The sequence below is a fragment of the Dethiosulfovibrio peptidovorans genome, assembly GCA_002748665.1.
Lineage (GTDB): Bacteria > Synergistota > Synergistia > Synergistales > Dethiosulfovibrionaceae > Dethiosulfovibrio > Dethiosulfovibrio peptidovorans_A.
On the sequence record PDTB01000014.1, the window covers coordinates 1 to 20,998 of the forward strand.

Consider the following 20,998-nt stretch of genomic DNA (forward strand, 5'->3'; position numbering starts at 1 on the left):
TTGGGGCGACCTTAAAGCAAATCTCCCATGTGGAGAGCACCATGCATAACATAGCGGCCCTTGCGGAAGAGCAGGCGGCGTCGAGTGAGGAGATGGCCTTGGGAATTGACCAGGCAAGTAAGGGAACTCTTGAGATAGCTGAGCTGCTGCACACCGTCAAGGGTGCCAGCGACGACACGGCACTTGCTTCTGAGCAGGTGGCGCAAGAGGCGCAGAACCTCTCATCAAGTGCTGAGGGCTTGAATTCCCTGATCGGCCAGTTTTCTCTCGATGATGAAGACAGCTCGGCTATAATGCCGGTGTAGAATACAAGAGTGAAAAAGTTCATGGCGGAGATGCTTTTTGAACTAGGCAACTCCGCCATGAACTTTTCCCTTATTAGGACCAGCTATCAACGTTTTTGAAGAAACATATTTCCCATTGTTCTTAATGTTTGCTCCAGAACTTGGACGAAGTTTGTTCCCAGTGAGCCGTCCTTGGCCCAGGACCCTACATGAAAAATGAGTCTGTCGGAACGGGTGAGGTACCGGACGCCGAGGCCGCCGGGCTCTACGGGGCCGTATCCCGCCAGTTGAAGTCCGGCTCCCACCGTGGTGCTGGAGGAGACCGAGTTGCTCGTCAAACGCCACCATGCGGGAGTTCGGTAGAGCTCTGGTTCTCGGGGAAGGCCTAGATCCCACCCACGATCCTGCCAGATTCGACGAAGCATCGCCAGATGCCTCTCGGGGCCTTCTCCAGCCAGGCAGGTGGAGATGCGTTTTTTGTGAGCTTCTCCGGCTTGTCGAAGGAGCTCGAGACAAGTCTGAGCCTCACAGCCTTCCAGAAAAGCCTCAGCGAATTTTTTTGCCTGAGGCGTCAATGGTCGAGTTACTTCGGTCCTGCCTCCTCGAAACCTTCGTATCTGTACCGATTCATAGACGCTGCGCCACTGCGTCCAGAGTGACCGTTGTGACACGAGCATGGCGCATTGGATAAAGGAATCGGGGCTGAGCCCGCAGGTTTTTATCGCCTCTCGACCAAACAGGTCAAGCACGAAAGGTCTTTGCTGCAAGGACTGTCGAAGTGCTTTTGCGCAATCATGTGCTCGATTCAGGACGCGTACGAGGCTGTCGGAACGGACGAAGGTCAGGGGGAATGCTTTTCCCATTCCCGTCACTCCGCGCCCTAACGATGTCGATCGTTCAAGCATTTCACTGACCAGCCGTCCCACGTGGGTTCCGTCTCGACCAGAATGTTCGAAGTTCAGCCCGCACTGACCGTCAGCGGTCACCATAATCTGGAAGCATTTCTCAAACCACCGGTTTTTCCCTTCATCAAAGAGAAATCGCCTGGACATATCCTCCAGTGTTTGGGGGCAGGCTTCGTCAAGACACAGAGCAAACAAGGTCCCCTCAAGACGAGCCAGTGTTCTTTTGTTCTCGGGTTCCTGTACGAGGATCCCCCTGGCCCAGGCTGCATCATCCCGATGGAGGCAGGTTAAGAGGCCTATTGGGTTGGGATCGGGCTCTTTTGACTCATTCACAAGAGTTCTCAGACATGATGCCACCTCATCGACATCCCGAAGCTGTCCGTCTTCCGAGATGAGCTCCAGAAGAGCTGGGCAACCACCCACGAGCACAAGGGCGCATCGCCCCTCAAGAGAATCCGGAGATCCAACGGTCACTCGATCGCGAACGAGAGCGGCTACCCTAGAAGTCCGAAAAAGCTTGGCATATCCGGCCATACAGAGAGGCTCTCCCCGTAATCGATCAATCGGTGCTTCTCCCCGATCAAGATCGATACAAAAGGAGGCTGCGGCCAAGGCCATTCGTGCTGCCAGACGGCAGGGATCTGTCTCTTTGGGGATAGCCGAGGGGTCGAAGGTATAGAAGGGGTTTACGTTAACCGGCAAGGGGTCTCGTTGCTTCAGATAAACCCCTTCCCAGTAGTGAAACAGTTCGAAGATATCAGCGCTTTCCGCTCGTGTTCGTTCAAGCTCGGCCTGAAGTACGGGGCCGGGGCCATCGATAAAGTTATCCGCCGCTGCTCTGGAAGCCTCAAGCTCTGCTGGAGATAGAAGAGGGGAGGCCCATTGGATCAGGCTCTTAGCGCTTCGAGCTAGATCATCAAAAAGAAGGTCGTTTAAGGGATGGACGTTATTGTAGGGGAACTCGGGCATCTTCATCGCTCCATTTCCAAAAGACGAAGCACAGTAAAATAAGACCAAGCATAGTGTACGTATAGGGCATAGTCTCCAACAACATACACTATACCATAGAGCAGAATATCAAACGAACAGCATTGCTTGAAGATACGCTCCATCGAACGTCGTAAGGGACCGGCGATTCCTTGACACGATCTCATGGCGTGTTTACTATAAGAGTGAATGCGTTGCTGATGATCGTGTCGTTGTTCAAGAGATCTCGACATGATCACGGAAAGGTGCTCACGATGTTGTGTTACGTGCGGCAAATGCGGCTTGGGATTTGAGATGGATGGGAGGCCGCGTGCAGGTGGTCTCCCGTTTGTCGTTTAGGCAGACACATGTAAGGAAGGTATGATGATCGATGGATCTGGAAGAGCGGCAGTCACAACCCCGGGAGTTCCCTCCAGTCTCCTTTAATGAGTTTACGCCTCCATCCTATGAGGAATGGAAACAGGAGGCCGAAACGGCCCTTAAGGGAGCTCCTTTTGAGAAAAAACTTTTGACTCGTACTCACGAGGGGATCGTGCTCCAACCCATTTACACCGCTGATAGCACAAAAGACCTGCGCCATCCGCTCTCCCTGCCAGGCCAGACCGATTACATCAGGGGGACATCTCCGTCGGGATATGTTGGGGCACCGTGGGGTATCGCTCAGCCCTGTGATGACCGTTCGCCCGACGTCGCTCACGATGTTTTGACGAGGGAGTTGAACAAAGGAGCCGACACAGTTCACCTTGTCTTGGATGAGGCCTCTCTAACTGGGACAAATCCCTTTAGTCGCGCGGAAGCCATTTCAGGAATCTCTCTGACCACGAAAGAAGACGCTCAGAAGCTCGTCGGAGACATGAAGCTTGGCTTCCAGACTATCCACTCTTTTGTTGGAGCATCCGCCCTTCCTCTGTTGAGCTTACTGTCTGCCGGATCATCCGAGCGAGAGAACACTCTCAGGTCCTCTCAGGGATGTATAGGTGCCGATCCCATCGGTGTGCTGGCCGAAAAAGGAGCTCTTTCCTGCTCAATGGAAAATCTGCTGGACCAGATGGCTCAGACGGTTCGGTGGGCTTCTGGCTTTGCTCCTGGGCTTCGGACCATTTTGGTTCGGGGCGACGTGTACCACGACGGGGGCGGTAGTGCCGTCCAGGAGCTGGCCTATGCCATGTCTACTGGGATTGCTTACGTTAGAGCCCTTCAGGATCGTGGTCTTGATGTGAATGCCATCGCTGCACAGATCCGCTTCAGCTTTCCCTTGGGGGCCAACTTCTTTATGGAAATTGCCAAACTTCGGGCTGCTCGGATGTTTTGGGCGCAGGTGGTGCAGGCCTTTGGCGGCGATGATGTGGCCCAGAAGATCGACCTCTTTGCCTCCACGTCTCGGTTTACGCAGTCGGTGTACGATCCCTATGTGAACGTTCTTCGGGCGACGACTCAAGCCTTCTCCGGCGTTGTGGGGGGGGCCTCGGTCATGAGTATCCGTCGCTTCGACGAGTCCATCCGCCCTGGGACCGAACAGTCTCGACGTATTGCTCGAAATATCCAGATTCTCCTCCAGGAGGAATTTAACCTCCGACAGCCCATAGATCCCTCTGGGGGGTCGTGGTATGTAGAGTCCTTGACCGAACAGCTGATTCAGAAGAGCTGGGAGGCTATGCAGGCCGTGGAAGCCGAGGGCGGCGTTTTGGAGGCTCTGCGCTCCGGATCAATTCAGAGAGCCGTGGACGAGGTGCTTCAGGGTCGATTCCTCAGGCTCAACCGCCGAGCTGATCGGGCGGTGGGTACCAATATGTACGCCAACGTGACGGAGAAGTCGTTGGAGTTTCCCGCCGTAAGCGACAATACATCCCGTAAAGAGAGCTTTGACGCCTATAGGGTCTCTACAGACGAGGTTGCCCGGGCCCAATGCCTGGGTCGTCTTTCCCAGATCCGACAGGGTGAGCCCATGGAGCTGATGGCCAAGCTTATCGAGGCCTACGATGCTGGTGCGGCCCTGTGGGAGGTTCGAGAGGCCCTGGATGATGGTCAGGAATCAGGTGTCGAGGCTATCAGCCCTCACAGGTGGACCGAGCGATTCGAGGCCCTGCGTCGCAGGACAGAGGAAGCTGCGGCGGCGGGTAAACCAGTTCAGGTGTTTTTGGCCAACATGGGGCCTCTCAAGCAGCATAAACCTCGGGCTGACTTTAGCTCGGCCTTTATGGAGGTTGCCCATTTTGAGGTGCTGAGAAACGATGGCTTTGCTACCCCCGAAGAAGCTGCTCGGGCAGCAGTTGACTCGGGTGCTCAGATCGCCGTGATCTGTTCCACCGACGACACCTACCCTGATGTAGTTCCCCCTCTGGCTAAGGCCATCAAAGCCGCACGACCGGAGATGATCGTCCTTCTCGCGGGGGCGCCAGCACCAGAATATAAGGATTCATACGTTAACGCTGGGGTCGACGATTTCATCCATGTGAAGGTGGACTGCTTCAAGGTCTTGGAGTCCCTACAGAGAGCGGGAGGAATTCTCTGATGGCAGAAAAAATACAGCCCAACTTTGCGGACATTCCCTTCCGGCCCAGTCCCCAATGTCCTGTTGACATTGACGGCTGGAAGAAGGAGATTGAGGCCTCCACGGGGCAACCCTTCGAGACCCTCATGGCTCAAACGATGGAACAGATTAACATCAAGCCTCTCTATCGGCCGGATGACATGAACGAGGCTCAGCATCTGCCGTATATGGCAGGGATTCCGCCATTTCTTCGAGGTCCCTATTCCACCATGTACGTGACCCGTCCCTGGACGGTGCGCCAGTACGCTGGGTTTTCCACGGCCGAGGAAAGCAATGCCTTCTATCGAAGGAACTTGGCTGCTGGTCAGAAAGGGCTCTCCATCGCCTTTGACCTGGCTACCCATAGGGGGTATGATTCAGATCATCCCCGTGTCGTAGGCGATGTGGGGAAGGCCGGTGTGGCAGTAGACTCCATTCTGGATATGGAGATTCTCTTCTCTGGGATTCCCCTGGGACAGATGTCCGTCTCCATGACCATGAATGGGGCGGTGCTCCCGGTTATGGCTTTCTACATCTTGGCGGCCGAGGAGCAGGGAGTGGACCGAGCCCAGTTGAGCGGGACCATCCAAAACGACATCCTCAAAGAATTCATGGTTCGCAACACATACATCTACCCCCCGACAGCGTCAATGAGGATTATCGGGGATATTTTCTCATACACCTCTCAGTTCATGCCGAAATTCAACAGTATCAGCATCTCGGGGTATCACATGCAGGAAGCTGGGGCTACGGCGGACATCGAGCTGGGGTACACCCTGGCTGATGGACTGGAGTATATTCGAACCGGCATCAATGCTGGGCTTGATGTGGATAATTTTGCTCCTCGGCTCTCCTTCTTCTGGGCTATCGGTAAGAACTACTTCATGGAGGTGGCCAAAATGAGGGCCGCTCGTATGCTCTGGGCCAAGATCGTCAGGCAGTTCAACCCCCAAAAAACCAAATCCATGGCTCTGCGGACCCACTCCCAGACTTCGGGGTGGAGTCTTACGGCTCAGGACCCCTTCAACAACATTGCCCGAACCTGTGTGGAGGCGATGGCGGCGGCTCTGGGACACACCCAGTCGCTTCACACCAACGCCCTGGACGAGGCCATAGCTCTCCCTACCGACTTCTCAGCCCGAATCGCCCGGAACACCCAGCTCTACATTCAGGATGAGACGTCAGTCTGTAAGGTTATCGATCCCTGGGGCGGCTCTTACTACGTGGAGGCCCTTACCGACGAGCTTATCCGACGGGCCTGGGGCCATATCCAGGAAGTCGAGGATCTGGGGGGTATGTCCAAGGCTATCGACACGGGGTTACCCAAAATGCGTATTGAGGAGGCCGCCGCCAGGCGTCAGGCTCACATTGACTCGGGCAAGGAAAAGATCCTGGGGGTCAACTTTCACCAGCTCGAACAGGAAGACCCCATCGATATTCTGGAGGTTGACAACACCGTGGTCCGCCAGGCGCAGATTCGCCGTCTGGAGAAGCTCCGGGCAGAGCGGGACACCGAGAAAGTTAAAGAGGCTCTGAATGCCCTGACCAGGTCTATGGAGACCGGCGAAGGAAACTTGCTGGATCTTGCGGTGAACGCAGCCCGAGTCCGAGCGAGCCTCGGGGAGATCTCCGACGCTATCGAGACTGTCTGTGGACGGCACAAGGCCATCATCCGGTCCATCTCGGGAATCTATAGCTCAGAGTTTGCTGATGAGGACATCATCCAGGAAGTTCGGCTAATGACAGCTGATTTTGAGAAAAGGGAGGGGCGTCGCCCCCGTATCATGGTGGCTAAGATGGGCCAGGATGGCCACGATAGAGGTGCCAAGGTCGTGGCGACTGCCTACGCCGATATGGGATTTGACGTGGATGTCGGTGCTTTGTTCCAGACTCCGGCCGAGACGGCTCAGGAAGCGGTGGATAACGACGTTCATATCGTGGGTATGAGCTCTCTGGCAGCAGGACATAAAACCCTTCTTCCTCAGCTTGTGGAGGAGCTTAAAAAACGAGGGCGGGATGATATCATGGTCATCGCCGGAGGTGTCATACCCGCTCAGGACTATGATTATTTGAGAGAGCAGGGTGCTGCTGCTATCTACGGCCCCGGGACCATAATTCCAGCGGCCGCCAAGGAGATGCTGGAAATCCTGAACCAGCGTCTGGCCGAGGCGGAGTGGCCGTAAATGCCTCACGAAACCTACCGGCCCGATTGGGTTCCCGAAGGCGGGGGAGAGGGGTTCTCCTGTCGGGTCATGACCGGGGTGACGGAAAAGGACGGAGCGGGCCCCCTCAGGAAAGAGGCACCTCCGCCACGTAAAAACCTGACCCTGGACGACTACGAGGCGGGGATTCTCAATGGTGATCGTATGATCCTCTCCCGAGCTATCACCCTCATCGAGAGCAACGCTCCCCGCCACTTTGACGCCGCACAGGAGCTCGTTCAACGTATCCTTCCCCATACGGGCAGGGCCATTCGGGTGGGTATCACCGGCGTACCGGGAGCGGGGAAGAGCACCTTCATCGAGACACTGGGCTGCACTCTCTGTCGGGAGGATCACAAGGTGGCTGTTCTGGCGGTAGACCCCAGCAGCACCGTATCGGGAGGCAGTATCCTGGGTGACAAGACCAGGATGGAACAGTTAGCCCGAGAGACCAATGCCTTCATCAGGCCGTCTCCCTCCAGTGGTACTCTGGGCGGTGTTACCCGTAAGAGCCGGGAAACCCTTCTTCTGTGTGAGGCCGCAGGGTATGACGTCATACTGGTGGAGACCGTTGGAGTCGGCCAGAGCGAGACCACCGTCCGGTCCATGGTGGATTTCTTCATGGTTCTGGTTCTGACCGGTGCCGGCGACGACCTCCAGGGTATCAAGAAAGGGGTCATCGAGTTGGCCGATGCTATCGTGGTGAATAAGGCCGACGGTGATAACAAACGGCGTGCCATGATAACCAGGGCAGACTATAATCAGATTCTCCACTACCTTCGTCCTGCCACCGAGGGGTGGACGACTCAGGCGTACACGTGCTCGTCTCTGACCGGTGAGGATATTGACACGATCTGGGACGTAGTGCTCCGGTTCAGGAAAAAAATGGAGGATTCGGGCTTTTTCCAGAGAAGACGAAGCGACCAGGCCCTTCAGTGGGTGGATACCATGGTTCAGGAGTTCCTCCACCATCGGATTGTCCAGAACCCCATCATTGCCCAGCGTCGGGAGGACATTCGAGCCTTGGTTGAACGAGGCGAGACTCCGCCGACAAAGGCTGCCAGGATGATGATCGACGTCATGGAGGATGCTCTCTTTTCGTAACCTCCGCACAGGGAGAGATTGTCTTTGTCGTACCGTTGTTATTTGGGGCCGTGTGTCACGGAGAGAAGCTTTTGGTTATCCCGTTTGATTTTGAGATGAAAGTAGGGGAATGTCTATGGAAAAGGTGATGCTTGACGGGATGGTTTTGGAACTTGACGTTCAGGATAACCGGAGGCTTTTTGAGGAGATTTCAGCCAACCTGATTAATCAGGGGCGTGTGATCCAGTCGGTGACCGTGGATGGGGTCAATATGGAACCAGAGGCGTTTCAGGCCCTTGCCGGTGGTAGTGTCGCCGAATTTCTCTCCGTGGCGATCTCAGACCTGATCGATGAGTCTCTGTCCACTGCTGAGGAGTATTTGCCTCGTCTGAGGCATGGGGCTTTGTCCGTGGCTGACTTGCTGGAGAAGGAGAAAGTCGAAGATGCTATGGCTCTGTCTGTCCAGGTAATGGAGGGAGTAGACTGGTTACTGTGTGCAGTGAGCCGGTGTTCTGTGTTGCTGGGGGAGGATCCCGAGGAGGAGATGACCTCTCGTTTTTATGAGGTACGAAGGGCCTTGGAGGAGAGTATGAGCTCTGTTGTGGAAGCTTTTGAAGAGGGCAAGACCTTTCAGCCTGCGCTGGTATTTCGGGAGGAGCTCCCGCCCCGAATGGATATTTTGGAATCCATGGTCTGTTCTCTTCGGGATCAATCCCAAGGACAGAGACAATGACTTATTTTTTATGGCAAATATAAGCATTTTTACCGTGGACAGATTTTGTTCTTACGGATAAAATCAATCCTCAAATATGTCGCCGTTTTGAGGAGGTCTGTCTGTATGGGTATCATGAAATCGGTCAGGTTGGTGGTTCTAGGGGCTCTTATCGCTGTCTCTTTTGCATCAATTGCTGCTGCGCAAGAGAAGGTCGGTGTCATTGAGCCTCAGAAGATTTTGTTCCAGCACCCCAAGTTTGATCAGGTAACCAAACGGGTTAAAGCTGTTTTAGAATCCAAGCAGGGCGAGGCGAAGTCGGCAATCGAGAAAGCATCTGACAACAAGAAAAAGGCCGAGATCTACGCCACTAAAAAGCAGGAAGCCGCCATGGAGGAGCAGAAACTTATGGCTCCCCTCTTCAAAGAGATTAACTTGGCGATTCGAACCGTAGCCAAGGCCAAGAAGGTCACGGTTGTTCTTGACAAGGCTCAGGTTTTCTACGGCGGTATTGATTTAACCGATGATGTAATCCAACAGCTCAAGAAAATGAACGTCTCTAAGTGAGTGTCGGGACGTCTGACCCGAGGCCCCGCCGTGAGGCGGGGCCTTTTCGGCCTTTGCTTGTGACAGATCTTGATGGAACGGCCGTCGATAAAAGGAACCAGATAGCCCGAGGGACTATTCAAGCTCTGGAAGTCCTGCGCCGAACTGGCTGGGATGTGACAGTTGCCACAGGGCGGATGCTCCACTCAGCTCGTCAACATATGATCTCTGTGGGCTCCGACCTTCCTGCTATCGTTTACGATGGTGGCCGAATTATGAAGGCCTCTGGCGTTTCCCTGTGGGAGGTGCCTATGAGTGCTTCTGTGGCTCAGGAGGCTTTACGGCTGGCGTGGGAGTCTGGAATGGAGGTCCAGCTCATGGCCGATGAGCTGATCATCTGTCGTCCGGAGGATTGGCGTACCATGGCATTTCTCGACCAAGTCGGAGCGCCCTATGTGTCAGAGCTCATCGGGCCGGTGTTGCCATCTCGTCGCTTATTTCGTGTGATGCTCTACGATCCCGATCCTTCTCGAGCCGTTGTCGTTGGAGCAGAACTTCGGTCTGTTTTGGGTGATCGAGTCGAGATTGTCGCTGCAGGAGACGGGTTTTTGGATGTCTTGCCTTCTGGAGTGAGTAAGGGAGCCGCTCTGGATCGGTGGCTTGATCAAATGGGGCGATGTTATCGTCCGGTCGTGGCTGTGGGGGATAACGAGAACGATCTTGAATTGCTCCTGAGGGTTGACTTGGCTGTTGCGGTTTCTACGGCTCCTCAAGAAGTTTTGGACGTTGCCTCCTGGGTGATTCCGCCTCCAGACGATGGAGGTCCTGAAGAATTGGTGAGCCGTCTGATTCAGGCAGATCTATGTGATATAGTTGCAGATTGGTGAACGTGAGGAGGAGTATGTGATGGCTTGTGTGTCTGCGTGGCATGTGGAGGATATGGTCATCCCCGAGGGATGTAATATCATTTTGGGGCAGAGCCATTTTATAAAAACTATTGAGGATTTATATGAGGCTTTGGTGACATCATCCCCGTCTCTTCAGTTCGGTATTGCCTTTTGTGAGGCGTCGGGTGAGTGTCGTATCCGTCGAGACGGCAACGCTGATGACCTTGTTGCCTTGGCTGTTGAGAACGCGCAAAAGGTAGCCTCGGGACACACCTTTGTGATCGTCATGAGAAACGGCTTTCCCATCAACGTCTTGGATAGGGTCAAGGGGTGTCATGAAGTCTGTCGTATTTTCGCAGCCACGGCCAATCCTCTGCAGGTTTTGATAGCTGAGACCGAGCAGGGACGAGGCGTTGTAGGGGTCATTGACGGGGTTCCTCCTAAGGGTGTTGAGACAGAGGACGACGTTGTGGCTCGGAAGGCCCTGCTTCGAGATGTGATTGGGTACAAGCGGTGATGCTCCGAATTGTCTCCCCCGTGATTCTTTGGGTTCTCCTGTCGGTTGGGGCTGCTTGGGGAGATTCGCTGCCGAGATCCGTTCAGGAGGGGTGGACCTGGCCTGTGGCGGTGATTCCCTCTTCTCAGGGGTGGGACGTTGAACCCGGCCTCTCGGTGGCTCCTGCTGTTGAATTTGCCAGGGGGCAGGTGAACGACTCGGTTATGGGGATTCGGGAACATGACGTGTTTTTCCGCTTGGAGCCGCCGGTAACCGACGCTGCGAAGCGCTTAAGGGACTGGCGAAACGACGGTTTTCTGGCGGTAATATCCTTCGCTGAGCCCGAGACGAATCGGCAGCTTGTTAAGGCATGGAGCCCTGGCGATCCAGTGCTTCTCCTCGCTGACGATGCTGAGACATCTCTCAGGGACGATGCCGAGATTCCCAAGGCGGGCGTGTTCGCCCTTCAGCTTCATAAATCCTACCTCTCTCGGGCTGTTACCGAGGCCTATGGGGTGCTTTTGCCGTCGGACAGCGAGGTGGCCTTACTGTCGGATGTCTTGGCCGCATCCTTATCTCAAGCCGCACGTGCAACGGCATCGGGCCTGCGCGACAGGCGATTGAGCGCTCAGGTGTTCTGGGTCGCTGGCGGTGGGGTCGACTCGTACAAGATGATGGCTCAGGAAATGATGGGGTACGGGGCGGAGGCCATCGTCCTTTGGATGGATCAGGTGGCCGTTCGCGAGCTGTACCATCAAATCCGGGCCGTCAGCCCGTCGGTTGTCATATGGGCTGCAGGACCCGATCCTCAAGGGATTGTGGGACTTGATGGCATCATGACGGCGGATCAGGATCGGGCGTTGGAGATGGATACGACCACTAAGGCGCTCAAGATGGATATCTGGGATGCTACCCGAATTCACGTTCAGGATCGTCCTATAGCAGCCAAGGCATACGCTTGTTGTCGGTGGGTGTTCAAGGCTTTCGAGCTCGTCGGAGAGGCGACGCCCGACTCGGTGGCTTGGGCCATGGCTCGATCTACTCAGATCCCTTTGGGGGCTGAGATCATCAACGCCAGTTCGGTAACTCATCGTCCCGCATCTCGGGTTGTGACAGTGGTTCGTGCCAAGGATGGTCGATGGGAGGCTGGCGAGATACTGTCTCTTGCCGAGTCCGGCCCTGGTTATTATTACGATGCAATAATGGTGCCGTGAGATACGGGCCGAGGACTCCTCGGCCTTTTTTTATAGACGGTCGTTATGGCCGGACCGCGTAGAGGGAGTCTTGCCGTGACAAAAAAAAACGATCTTCGATACGTCTGTTCCGAATGTCAATACGTCAGTCTGTCGCCTTTGGGTCGGTGCCCCAGGTGCAACCAATGGGGGACGGTGGAGCCTGAGGTTCAGATCATGGATTCATCTCGGAGCAGCGGAATTTCTGGGCCCTCAATAATGGTCCCTCAGGCCGTGCTTGATCTTCAGGCTCCTGAGCGCCTCTCCTCGGGGATAGACGAGTTGGATCGGGTTTTGGGCGGTGGTTGGGTCCAGGGTGGGGTGGTTCTTCTGGGCGGCCAGCCGGGCATCGGAAAATCCACCCTCCTCTTGCAGGCATGTGGTGCCCTGGCCCGGAGAGGAATATCGGTTCTCTATATCTCCGGGGAAGAATCTGCCTCACAGATCGCTCTTCGGGCCGCCCGCCTTGATTCCGACGCCCACGGTCTGGAGCTTCTGTGTCACAACGACGTGGATGGGGCTTTGAAGGTCGTAAAGGGGCATGGGTTGGTTGTGGTCGACAGTGTCCAGGCTATGAAGACGGGTGATGAGGGCGGCTGGCCCGGGACGCCATCTCAGGTTCGATCGGTTGCTCAAAGATGTATCGACCAAGCCAAGTCCTCATCCATACCGATGGTTTTGGTGGGACACATCACCAAGGAAGGCCGGATCGCTGGCCCTATGCTTCTGGAGCACATGGTGGACACGGTGCTTCTGTTTTCGGGCGAGGATAGCTCGCCCTATCGGGTGCTTCGAGCTACCAAGAACCGTTACGGAGCCGTGGATGAGATGGGGCTTTTCCAAATGGTTTCGACTGGCTTGCTACCTGTGGAAAATCCCAGTGGTCTATACTGGGATCGAGGCGATCAGGCTGTCCCCGGTGTTGCCGTGACCGTTATCATGGAGGGGAGTCGCCCTCTCGTGGCGGAGATCCAGGCCCTGGCGGCGACCACGGCTTTTCCCTATCCGCGGCGGACCGTACGGGGGCTGTCGGTCAACAAGCTTCATCTGCTTTTGGCTGTTCTCCAGAAACGATGTGGGCTGGGATCCTCTGGTTTGGACGTCTACGCCAACGTGGCCGGGGGGCTTGAGCTTCGGGATCCCGGAGCTGATTTGGCTCTTGCGGCGGCTTTGGCGTCGTCGGCCTCGGACCGGGCGCTTCCCTCGGACTGTTGCCTTCTGGGGGAAGTCGGGCTTGTAGGAGAGATACGGCCAGTGGGGCGAACGGCTCAGAGGCTGAAGGAGGCACATCGACTCGGTTTTCAAACCGCAGTAGTCAGCGCCCGTGAGAGGGAATCTTTGCCGAAGGAGATGACGGTGATTCGAGCTCGTTCTTTGGCCGAGGCCCTGTCCCGCTTTGGGCTCGCCTAGCGGTTGTTTCCGTTTGTGGGTATAATCAGCAGGATGTGACTCAAGAGAGCGGAGGAGGAACTGCTAGTGGATTACGATTTTCGATCTATTGAGAGTAAGTGGCAGAAGTATTGGGACGAGCATGAGACGTTTGCTGTGTCTGAGGATCCGTCGATCCCCAGGGAAAAACGGCGATACGTGCTGGATATGTTCCCTTACCCATCAGGGGCGGGACTTCACGTAGGACACCCCGAGGGGTACACTGCGACGGACATCCACTGTCGGTATCTGCGGATGAAAGGCTACGCTGTGCTTCACCCCATGGGTTTCGATTCCTTCGGCCTTCCTGCTGAAAACTACGCCATCAAGACCGGGACTCCTCCTCTGGAAACGACTGAGGACAATATCGAACGGTTCCGTGAACAGATCAAATCCCTGGGCTTCTCCTACGACTGGGGACGAGAGGTCTCCACCCATATGCCCGAGTATTACCGATGGACCCAGTGGATCTTCCTGAAAATGTTCGAGAAAGGTTTGGCATACGAAGCCGAGACCCCCATAAACTGGTGTTCCTCCTGTAAGACGGGGCTTGCCAACGAGGAGGTCAAGGAAGGGCGATGTGAGCGGTGCGGCACGCCAGCGGAGCGAAAAAACCTCCGGCAGTGGATCCTTAAGATCACTGCCTATGCTGACCGCCTCCTTCGAGATATTGACACGGTGGATTGGCCCGAGGCCATCAAGGCCATGCAACGCAACTGGATTGGCCGGAGCACCGGTGCCGATGTCACCTTCCCGGTTGAGGGACAATCCCAGGGCCTGACGGTTTACACCACCAGACCGGATACCCTCTTTGGTGCTACCTACATGGTTTTGGCACCGGAGCATCCTTTGGTGGAGGCCATCACCACCGATAAGCAGCGTCCAGCTGTGGAGGCCTATATCCGTCAGGCTTCGCTCAAATCCGATCTGGAACGAACCGAGCTGAGCAAGGAAAAATCCGGTGTCTTCACCGGTGGGTACGGGATCAATCCGGTAAACGGACAGAGGGTCCCTATCTGGATTTCCGACTATATCCTGATTTCCTACGGTACCGGGGCCATCATGGCCGTTCCTGCCCATGATCAGCGGGACTGGGAGTTTGCTCGGGCCTTCGATTTGCCGGTGATCCCCGTTCTGGATGGTGGTGATGTGACCAAGGAGGCGTTTATTGGCGACGGCCCCCACATCAATTCCCAGTTTTTAGACGGCATGGGCAAGGACGAGGCTATCGCTGCCATGATCGCTTGGCTTGAGGAACGTGGAGCGGGAACATCGGCCGTAAATTACAAGCTTCGCGACTGGGTTTTCTCTCGGCAGAGATATTGGGGTGAGCCCATTCCCTTAGTTCATTGTCCCCAGTGCGGTGTGGTTCCCCTGCCTGAGAATCAGCTGCCTCTTCTGCTTCCAGAGGTGGAAAGCTACGCCCCTACAGGAACGGGGGAATCTCCTCTAGCGGCTATAGACGAATGGGTGAACACCTCCTGCCCTCGGTGTGGTGGTCCCGCCAAGCGTGAGACGAACACCATGCCCCAGTGGGCTGGCTCGTGCTGGTATTATCTTCGGTATCTGGATCCTCACAATGACCGTGCCATGGTCGATCAAGAGAAAGTGGACTACTGGATGCCTGTGGATCTCTACGTAGGAGGGGCAGAACATGCGGTACTCCACCTCCTTTATGCTCGCTTCTGGCATAAAGTTCTTTTCGATATGGGGCTGGTGAACACGGACGAACCCTTCCAGTGTCTGGTGAACCAGGGTATGATCACCTCCTATGCCTATCAAAGGCCCGATACGTCTCTTGTGCCTATGGATGAGGTCTCCGAAGTCGGACCGGACCGGTTCGTCGAGATCGCGACGGGAGCGCCTCTGGAGCGGGTCGTCGCCAAAATGTCCAAATCCCTGAAAAACGTCATCAACCCCGATGAGATCATCCGAGACTATGGCGCCGACTCCATGCGAATGTATGAGATGTTCATGGGGCCCCTGCAGACCTCCAAGCCCTGGTCCACCCAGGGGCTTATCGGTGTTCACCGGTTTTTAGATCGACTGTGGCGTCTTATGGATCGACCTCTGGTCGATGGCGAGCCTCCAGAGAAGCTTCTTCGGCTTCTTCACAAGACTATACGGAAAATCTCCGAGGACACGGAGACCCTGAACTTTAACACGGCCATCGCTCAGATGATGGTCTTTGTGAACGAATGTTTTAAGGAAAAGACACTTTATCGGGCTCTCATGGAGCCCTTCGTCCTCTGCCTCTCTCCCTATGCTCCCCATATGGTCGAGGAGCTGTGGGAACGGATGGGGCACGAGCCCTGTGCCTCTCTGCAGCCCTGGCCTGCCTACAATCCCGATCTGGCCGAGGACCAGGTTATAACCGTACCTGTCCAGATTAACGGCAAGCTTCGGGAAAAGCTCGAAGTAGCGGCAGACATCTCCCGGAAGGATCTGGAACGATTGGCTCTGGAAAACCCGGGTATCGTCAGACGTCTGGACGGAAAAACTCTTGTCAAGGTCATCGTGGTTCCTGGTCGGTTGGTAAACCTGGTGGTTTCCTGAGCCATGCCCCATCTGGTGGTGGTGAGCGCCGCTGAGTCCTCTCAGCGGCGCCTTCTCTTGGATACCCTGAAAAACCATCGGGACCGCGGGTACGAGTTGTTTGGCAGGATTGAGGGAGGTCGGTGGATCGACCTGTTTGCTGACGCCATGACCGGTGGGCTCTTCGCCTCCCGGACTGTCCGGGTGGTAGAGGATGCCGAGTCCATGGGAGCTTTTCCCAGGGAGCTTCTTCCGTCTCTGGAGGGTAATGACGCTGACTCGGTGTTCATATTGGTCTATGGAAAACGCCGCTCCTACCTACCCAGGGAGGTCTTGAGCAGATGTACCGTTCTGGAAGCCGAGACTGTTCCGTTTTGGCCGTCCAAACGAGCCGACTGGCTGCGTCAGAAAGCTCAGAACGCTGGGATCGATCTGAAGGGCGACGGGGCATCTCTGCTGGTTGACTGGGTGGAGGAGCCCGAGGAGCTTCTCTCTACCCTCGATTTTCTAGGCCAGTTCGTTCAGGATGGGCCAGTGGATCGACGGATCGTTGAGATGCTGGTGGTGAACCAGCAGGGTCGGGGAATGCTCAAGTTGTTGGACGGGGTGAGCAGTCGAAGGGCAGGAATCTGTCTTGAGGGCTTGGTAGAGCTCCGTGCCGAGGGTGAGCTCATCCCCACCTTGGCGGCGCTTCACAAGCGCCTTCGGTTTGCTCTGTACATGTCGATCATTCCGTCGGGAGCTGCAAAAGCCTTATCCATGACGGCCTATCAGGCCAGACAGGCTCGGGATGCCGCAGGACGATATGCTCGTCGGGAGCTGGCCGACTTTTTGGCCGGGATCATCGGCCTCTCTCTGGCCGAGCGTACGGGTGACGGTCAGGGCTGGTCGGGTTTGGAACGGCTCGTGCTTCATTCCCTGTGAACATAAAAAAGAGAGGGTGCGCACAAAGGTCGCAGCCTCTCGGTGGATATTCTTGCATATTGTGAGGTGTCAAGGTTCGGCGCTCTTACGCCTGAGGCGTGGTCAGGATCTTGACCTTGGCGGCCAGACGGGACTTACGCCGGGCGGCGGTGTTCTTGTGAATAACTCCCTTGACGACGGCCTTGTCCAGAACCGACTGGGCCATATCAAGCCTCTTGACGGCCAGATCAGTGTCACCGTCGGCGATGGACTGGAGCACCCTTTTCGCGGCGGTCTTGCACCGACTCTTCCAGTAGCGGTTATACAGCCGGTTCTTCTCTGACGTTCGTACCCGTCTTTTTGCGGACTGCTTGTTGGGCATCCTCGACTCACCTCCTCCTCGGTGTAAAATATACACTCTCGTTGAACTGAGAGCTCTCAGCTATGGTCCGAGTACAAGACAAGATTGTATCAGAAAACGGCGGTGATTGCATGAGCGATTTCTTCGGACCTCACGGTTTGTTCCGGTCAAAGCTTCCGGGGTTCGAGCATCGTCCCCAGCAGGAGGAACTCTCCCGGGCCATAAAGGATCTTCTGGATGGTCGAGCTGGACGGATTCTCGCGGCAGAAGCTCCCCCGGGTGTGGGGAAGACATTTGCCCTTTTGGCTCCTGCCATGACCTGGGCCCAGAAAACTGGCAGTACGGTGGTCATGTTGACCTCCAGTATCACCCTTCAGGAGCAACTTATCCAAAAAGATCTGCCAACCCTCGTGAACGTTTTAGGACTCCCCCTGCCCTTTGGCCTTTTGAAGGGACGGAACAACTACGCCTGTCTTCGGAAGGCCACGGAACTCGGCGACGAGGGCTTGTTATCGTTCAACGACAAAGGAGAGGCGTCGTCGGTGATTCTGGAGTGGCTGGTGACGACCGATGAAGGCGATCTGTCCGAGCTTCCCCTGCCACCGGGCCATCCTGCACTTGAGCGAATTGCTGCGAGCTTTAGGGGATGTCTGGGAAGTCGCTGTCCTCACCGAGATCAGTGCTTCGTCCAGAAGGGGCTTCGGAGTGCCGCAAAATGGCGGGTGGTGGTGGCCAACTATCATCTATATTTTTCCTACGCTTTGGGGCGAGCTGGGGGCTTCCCAATTCCAGCTCAGGTGATCCTCTGTGACGAGGCCCATCGCATGGCCGATGCTGCCTCATCGGTCTCGGCCATGAGCGTCCGGCTGGATGACTGGACCAGGCATCTTCGGCGGATTCCCTTACCGGGACTTGACGCCGCAGGGAACTCCGCAGTTGGGTATGACCAACAAAAAGAAGCCGACGGAGTAAGAACAGTCCTTCGGGCGATACGAGAGTTGTTCGAGGGACTGATGGTCTCGGGGGTCCCAAACGGACTGTGCCTTGAGTTTCCCGAGAGACTTCTTCGAACCGGGCGAGAGGTTCTGGCAGCTGTGGCTCCCCTGGTTGCCACGGGAAGGCGTTTCGAGGAATATCTGGACGAACTGGGTCCGTTGGGTGAAGAAGTAGCTCGAAAGGGGGCCGAATATCTGTCCTGGGTCGGGGGATTGGACGAGATGGCGCAAGCCCTTCGGTGGTGTCTGGATGTCGAGGACTATCCTCGATGGACCTATTGGAAGGAAGATGAAGCTCTCTACAGTGCGCCCAGCCGGTGCGACGACTTTTTGCCCCGGGCTTTTCAGGGCGATGAGCCCCCCCTCGTGGCGGCTGTTTCAGCGACCATGGCGGTGGATCGCCGGTTCGAGTTTTGGAGTAGGGAGACTGGACTGTGTGCTGATGCCGAACTCTTACTCGATTCGCCCTTCCCTCTGGAGAGGCAGATGACGATCTTGGTTGTGGACCTGAAACTCCCCGTGACCGATTCAGGATACGACGAGCGGGTATGTCGAGTGGTTCGAAGACTGTGCCGGGGTAACCAGGGAAGCAGTCTGGTTCTCCTGAGCTCGATCAGGCTCCTCCGCCGGGTGGGGGAATTCCTTCGAAAAAACGACGATGGGTACACCGTGCTTGTCCAAGGCGACCGACCAAGGGCCGAACTCCTCAGACGCTTTCGGGAAGATCCCTCATCGGTGCTGGTGGGAACCGTATCCTTTCGGGAGGGTGTGGATATTCCGGGCGATTCCCTGACTCAGGTTATCGTGGACCGAATTCCCTTTCCCCATCCTGATGATCCACTTCAGCGAGCCAGACGCGATCTGGACGGAGGCTCCAGCTTCGTCCAGTCCGTGCTCCCCAGTGCTAAGATGCACCTCCGTCAGGCTGTGGGGCGGCTCATACGGTCTGAAACCGATCAAGGTCGGGTGGCCATCTTGGACGGACGAGTACTTTCCCGAAGGGATTGGAAGGTCTTGGAGAGCTTGCCTAACGTTCCCATTCGTCGGATCAGGGTGGTAGATCGGTCTGAGCCCGAAAAGAGGCCCTCCTGACTGAAGAGACGTTGAGTGCGGCACTATTGTTGAAGAACTGACGTCAGGTTACGGAACAAAAGCCGCCCCAATATGCGGGACGGCTCGTTTTTGAGGCCTCATCCATGCCTTTAGGTCTCGATATGTGTCTCCGATACTCTTCTTGGTTTTATATGAGGATGGACTCCCTTTGCCGGACATTTCCTCAGGAGAGCACCTCTTCGATAATCTTCATCCCCCTGGTGACGAGCTCCTCCTGAGCCTGGGAGCCCATATGTCCTATGCGGAAAACCTTCCCAGCCAAGGATGAGTAATTCCCCCCAACCGCTAAGCCTCTCTTCCGAAGCGCGGTGTCAAAACTTTCCCATGTCCATCCAGAGGGTGTGTAAAAAGCCGTCACGGTCGGCGATGAGATAGCGTCGCTCTCGGGGAACAGCTCAAGCCCCATCTCACGACCTCGCTCCCGACAGAGGCGCGCAACCCGTTCATGTCGGGAATAGACCTCTTCCAGCCCCTCAGCCATCAGAGCCTTCAGGGATGTATTCAGCCCGGCGTTCCCATACCAGTCGTGAGTATAGGGGCAGGGAGGTGTCTTTGGGATCTCCCGCCATGGAAGATAGGCGTCATATCCTTGATAGTTGACCGCGTCGAAAACCTCCCAAGCCCGTTCACTGATCGTTGAAACAGAAAGGGATGGAGGCAGGGAAAGCGCCTTCTGACTACCCAGGAGGCCGATGTCGATGTTCCATTCGTCGACCCTCACTGGCGTTCCGCCGCCGCTGGAGACAAAATCGACCAGAAAGAGAGCCCCGACCTCATGAGCAACCTCGCCGATCTCCTTCAGGTAGGGGTTCAACGTGCCACAGGGTGTCTCGCAGTGAACGGCGGTCACGAGATTCGGATGGAGGCGGCGCGCAGCTGCACGGACATCTTCCACGTTCGGCAGAGAACTGTACGGTGCCGCAACGACCTCCGCCTCGCAGCCTATGTCGCGGGCCATATCCGCAAAACCCTCCCCAAAGAGACCGGAGGCAACGGCCAGGAGCTTGTCCTTCCCGGGAGTCAGGGAGCTCTTGAGCCCGCCCCAGAGGATCGACATCGCTTCGCCGGAGGAAATGACCACGTCGTTTTTCGTCTCAAGCAGCTCCTGAGTCAGAGCTTGATTCTCGTGGTACAGATCGTAAAACTCGGCCTCAATATCGGAGCTGGCGTAGTCCGTCAGCCAGGCCTCTCGAATCTCTCTTGGCACCGAGACTGGCCCTGGAACCAGACCGACAGGATATGTCTTCATTATTTACCGCCTCCTAATAGGAACACTGATACGACATGCTGTATCGGCCATCGTTGTACTTCCGCAGGACCCTATTATATAAAACGGCCTCTTGAATTCTATAGCCAGATACCTGCCTTCCTCTGTCCGATCTGGAACGGTATAATGGGATGTGTAGGTGTCCAAGTCGATCCCCGATATTATCTCAAAAGACCTATAGGGAGGCATTTTCACTGATAAACTTGCAGAATAACAGTATCACCGAGCAACGACAATTTCTTCGTTTTCATGATTTTCATGTTGACTGTCTACTATACATTATAATATACTGCTATATATAGAGGGCTGTTGTAGACTCAAACGCAGTCATTTAGAAGTCGGGAAAACCGTGCTTGTCGCTTATTATTGTGTTATCTGGACTTCTGTCCAGATATGTCTCGCTATATTATGGACAAACGTCCATATATGACCCTGTTATGCAAGTGAATGACAAGCAAGACAATAGTGGCTTTCTTATTCAATCGGCAAAAAAAATTATTGCTTTAACCAAAGAGGTAATTCATGCTTAAACG

The 20,998-nt window shown here is 55.6% G+C and carries 16 protein-coding genes; 13 read left to right on the forward strand and 3 right to left on the reverse strand.

Annotation, left to right across the window (positions count from 1 at the left end; genetic code table 11):
- Nucleotides 1-305: chemotaxis protein (locus tag CSA35_01295; GenBank protein ID PIE55355.1), on the forward strand; the 305-nt coding region annotated here is incomplete at its 5' end.
- A gap of 86 nt (nt 306-391) precedes the next feature.
- Here CSA35_01295 and CSA35_01300 read toward each other — a convergent pair.
- The gene (locus tag CSA35_01300; GenBank protein PIE55356.1) at nt 392-2,164 is read right to left on the reverse strand and encodes a hypothetical protein; all 1,773 of its coding nucleotides are present in this window, start codon (nt 2,162-2,164) and stop codon (nt 392-394) included.
- Between the two features lie 382 nt (nt 2,165-2,546).
- On the opposite strand from CSA35_01300, the gene CSA35_01305 reads away from it, so the two are divergent.
- The 11 genes from CSA35_01305 to CSA35_01355 all read left to right on the forward strand — a co-directional run bounded on the left by CSA35_01305 (nt 2,547) and on the right by CSA35_01355 (nt 16,750).
- Nucleotides 2,547-4,688, forward strand: coding sequence for a methylmalonyl-CoA mutase (locus CSA35_01305; GenBank protein ID PIE55357.1), 2,142 nt, complete (start codon nt 2,547-2,549; stop codon nt 4,686-4,688).
- The gene (locus CSA35_01310; GenBank protein ID PIE55358.1) at nt 4,688-6,889 is read left to right on the forward strand and encodes a methylmalonyl-CoA mutase; all 2,202 of its coding nucleotides are present in this window, start codon (nt 4,688-4,690) and stop codon (nt 6,887-6,889) included. Before CSA35_01305 ends, CSA35_01310 begins: the two co-directional genes overlap by 1 nt.
- On the forward strand, nt 6,890-8,011 hold the full coding sequence (locus tag CSA35_01315) for a methylmalonyl Co-A mutase-associated GTPase MeaB (GenBank protein ID PIE55359.1): 1,122 nt from the start codon (nt 6,890-6,892) through the stop codon (nt 8,009-8,011).
- A gap of 115 nt (nt 8,012-8,126) precedes the next feature.
- Entirely contained in the window at nt 8,127-8,723 is a 597-nt protein-coding gene (locus CSA35_01320; protein ID PIE55360.1) for a hypothetical protein, read from the forward strand.
- A gap of 105 nt (nt 8,724-8,828) precedes the next feature.
- Nucleotides 8,829-9,269 (forward strand): HlpA protein, encoded by a 441-nt coding sequence (locus CSA35_01325; GenBank protein PIE55361.1) that lies wholly within the window; start codon nt 8,829-8,831, stop codon nt 9,267-9,269.
- Nucleotides 9,266-10,135: a hypothetical protein gene (locus CSA35_01330; GenBank protein ID PIE55362.1), complete on the forward strand. Its 870-nt coding sequence runs from the start codon at nt 9,266-9,268 to the stop codon at nt 10,133-10,135. Before CSA35_01325 ends, CSA35_01330 begins: the two co-directional genes overlap by 4 nt.
- Before the next feature lie 19 nt (nt 10,136-10,154).
- Entirely contained in the window at nt 10,155-10,652 is a 498-nt protein-coding gene (locus CSA35_01335; GenBank protein PIE55363.1) for an adenosine monophosphate-protein transferase, read from the forward strand.
- Nucleotides 10,652-11,845: a hypothetical protein gene (locus tag CSA35_01340; protein PIE55364.1), complete on the forward strand. Its 1,194-nt coding sequence runs from the start codon at nt 10,652-10,654 to the stop codon at nt 11,843-11,845. Before CSA35_01335 ends, CSA35_01340 begins: the two co-directional genes overlap by 1 nt.
- A 75-nt stretch (nt 11,846-11,920) precedes the next feature.
- A complete protein-coding gene (locus tag CSA35_01345) occupies nt 11,921-13,273 on the forward strand; it encodes a DNA repair protein RadA (protein PIE55365.1) in 1,353 nt (450 codons plus the stop codon).
- A gap of 66 nt (nt 13,274-13,339) precedes the next feature.
- Nucleotides 13,340-15,847: a leucine--tRNA ligase gene (locus tag CSA35_01350; GenBank protein ID PIE55366.1), complete on the forward strand. Its 2,508-nt coding sequence runs from the start codon at nt 13,340-13,342 to the stop codon at nt 15,845-15,847.
- 3 nt (nt 15,848-15,850) lie between these two features.
- On the forward strand, nt 15,851-16,750 hold the full coding sequence (locus CSA35_01355) for a hypothetical protein (protein ID PIE55367.1): 900 nt from the start codon (nt 15,851-15,853) through the stop codon (nt 16,748-16,750).
- A gap of 85 nt (nt 16,751-16,835) precedes the next feature.
- Here CSA35_01355 and CSA35_01360 read toward each other — a convergent pair whose 3' ends face one another.
- Nucleotides 16,836-17,111: a 30S ribosomal protein S20 gene (locus CSA35_01360; GenBank protein PIE55368.1), complete on the reverse strand. Its 276-nt coding sequence runs from the start codon at nt 17,109-17,111 to the stop codon at nt 16,836-16,838.
- A gap of 62 nt (nt 17,112-17,173) precedes the next feature.
- Between CSA35_01360 and CSA35_01365 the strand changes: the two genes are divergently transcribed.
- Nucleotides 17,174-19,177 carry an ATP-dependent helicase gene (locus tag CSA35_01365; GenBank protein ID PIE55369.1) on the forward strand — a complete coding sequence of 668 codons (2,004 nt, stop codon included), beginning with the start codon at nt 17,174-17,176 and terminating at the stop codon, nt 19,175-19,177.
- A 184-nt stretch (nt 19,178-19,361) separates the two neighbouring features.
- On the opposite strand, the gene CSA35_01370 is transcribed toward CSA35_01365, so the two are convergent.
- Complete coding sequence (locus CSA35_01370) at nt 19,362-20,447, reverse strand: aminotransferase (GenBank protein ID PIE55370.1); 1,086 nt, start codon at nt 20,445-20,447, stop codon at nt 19,362-19,364.
- Nucleotides 20,448-20,998 lie beyond the last annotated feature (551 nt).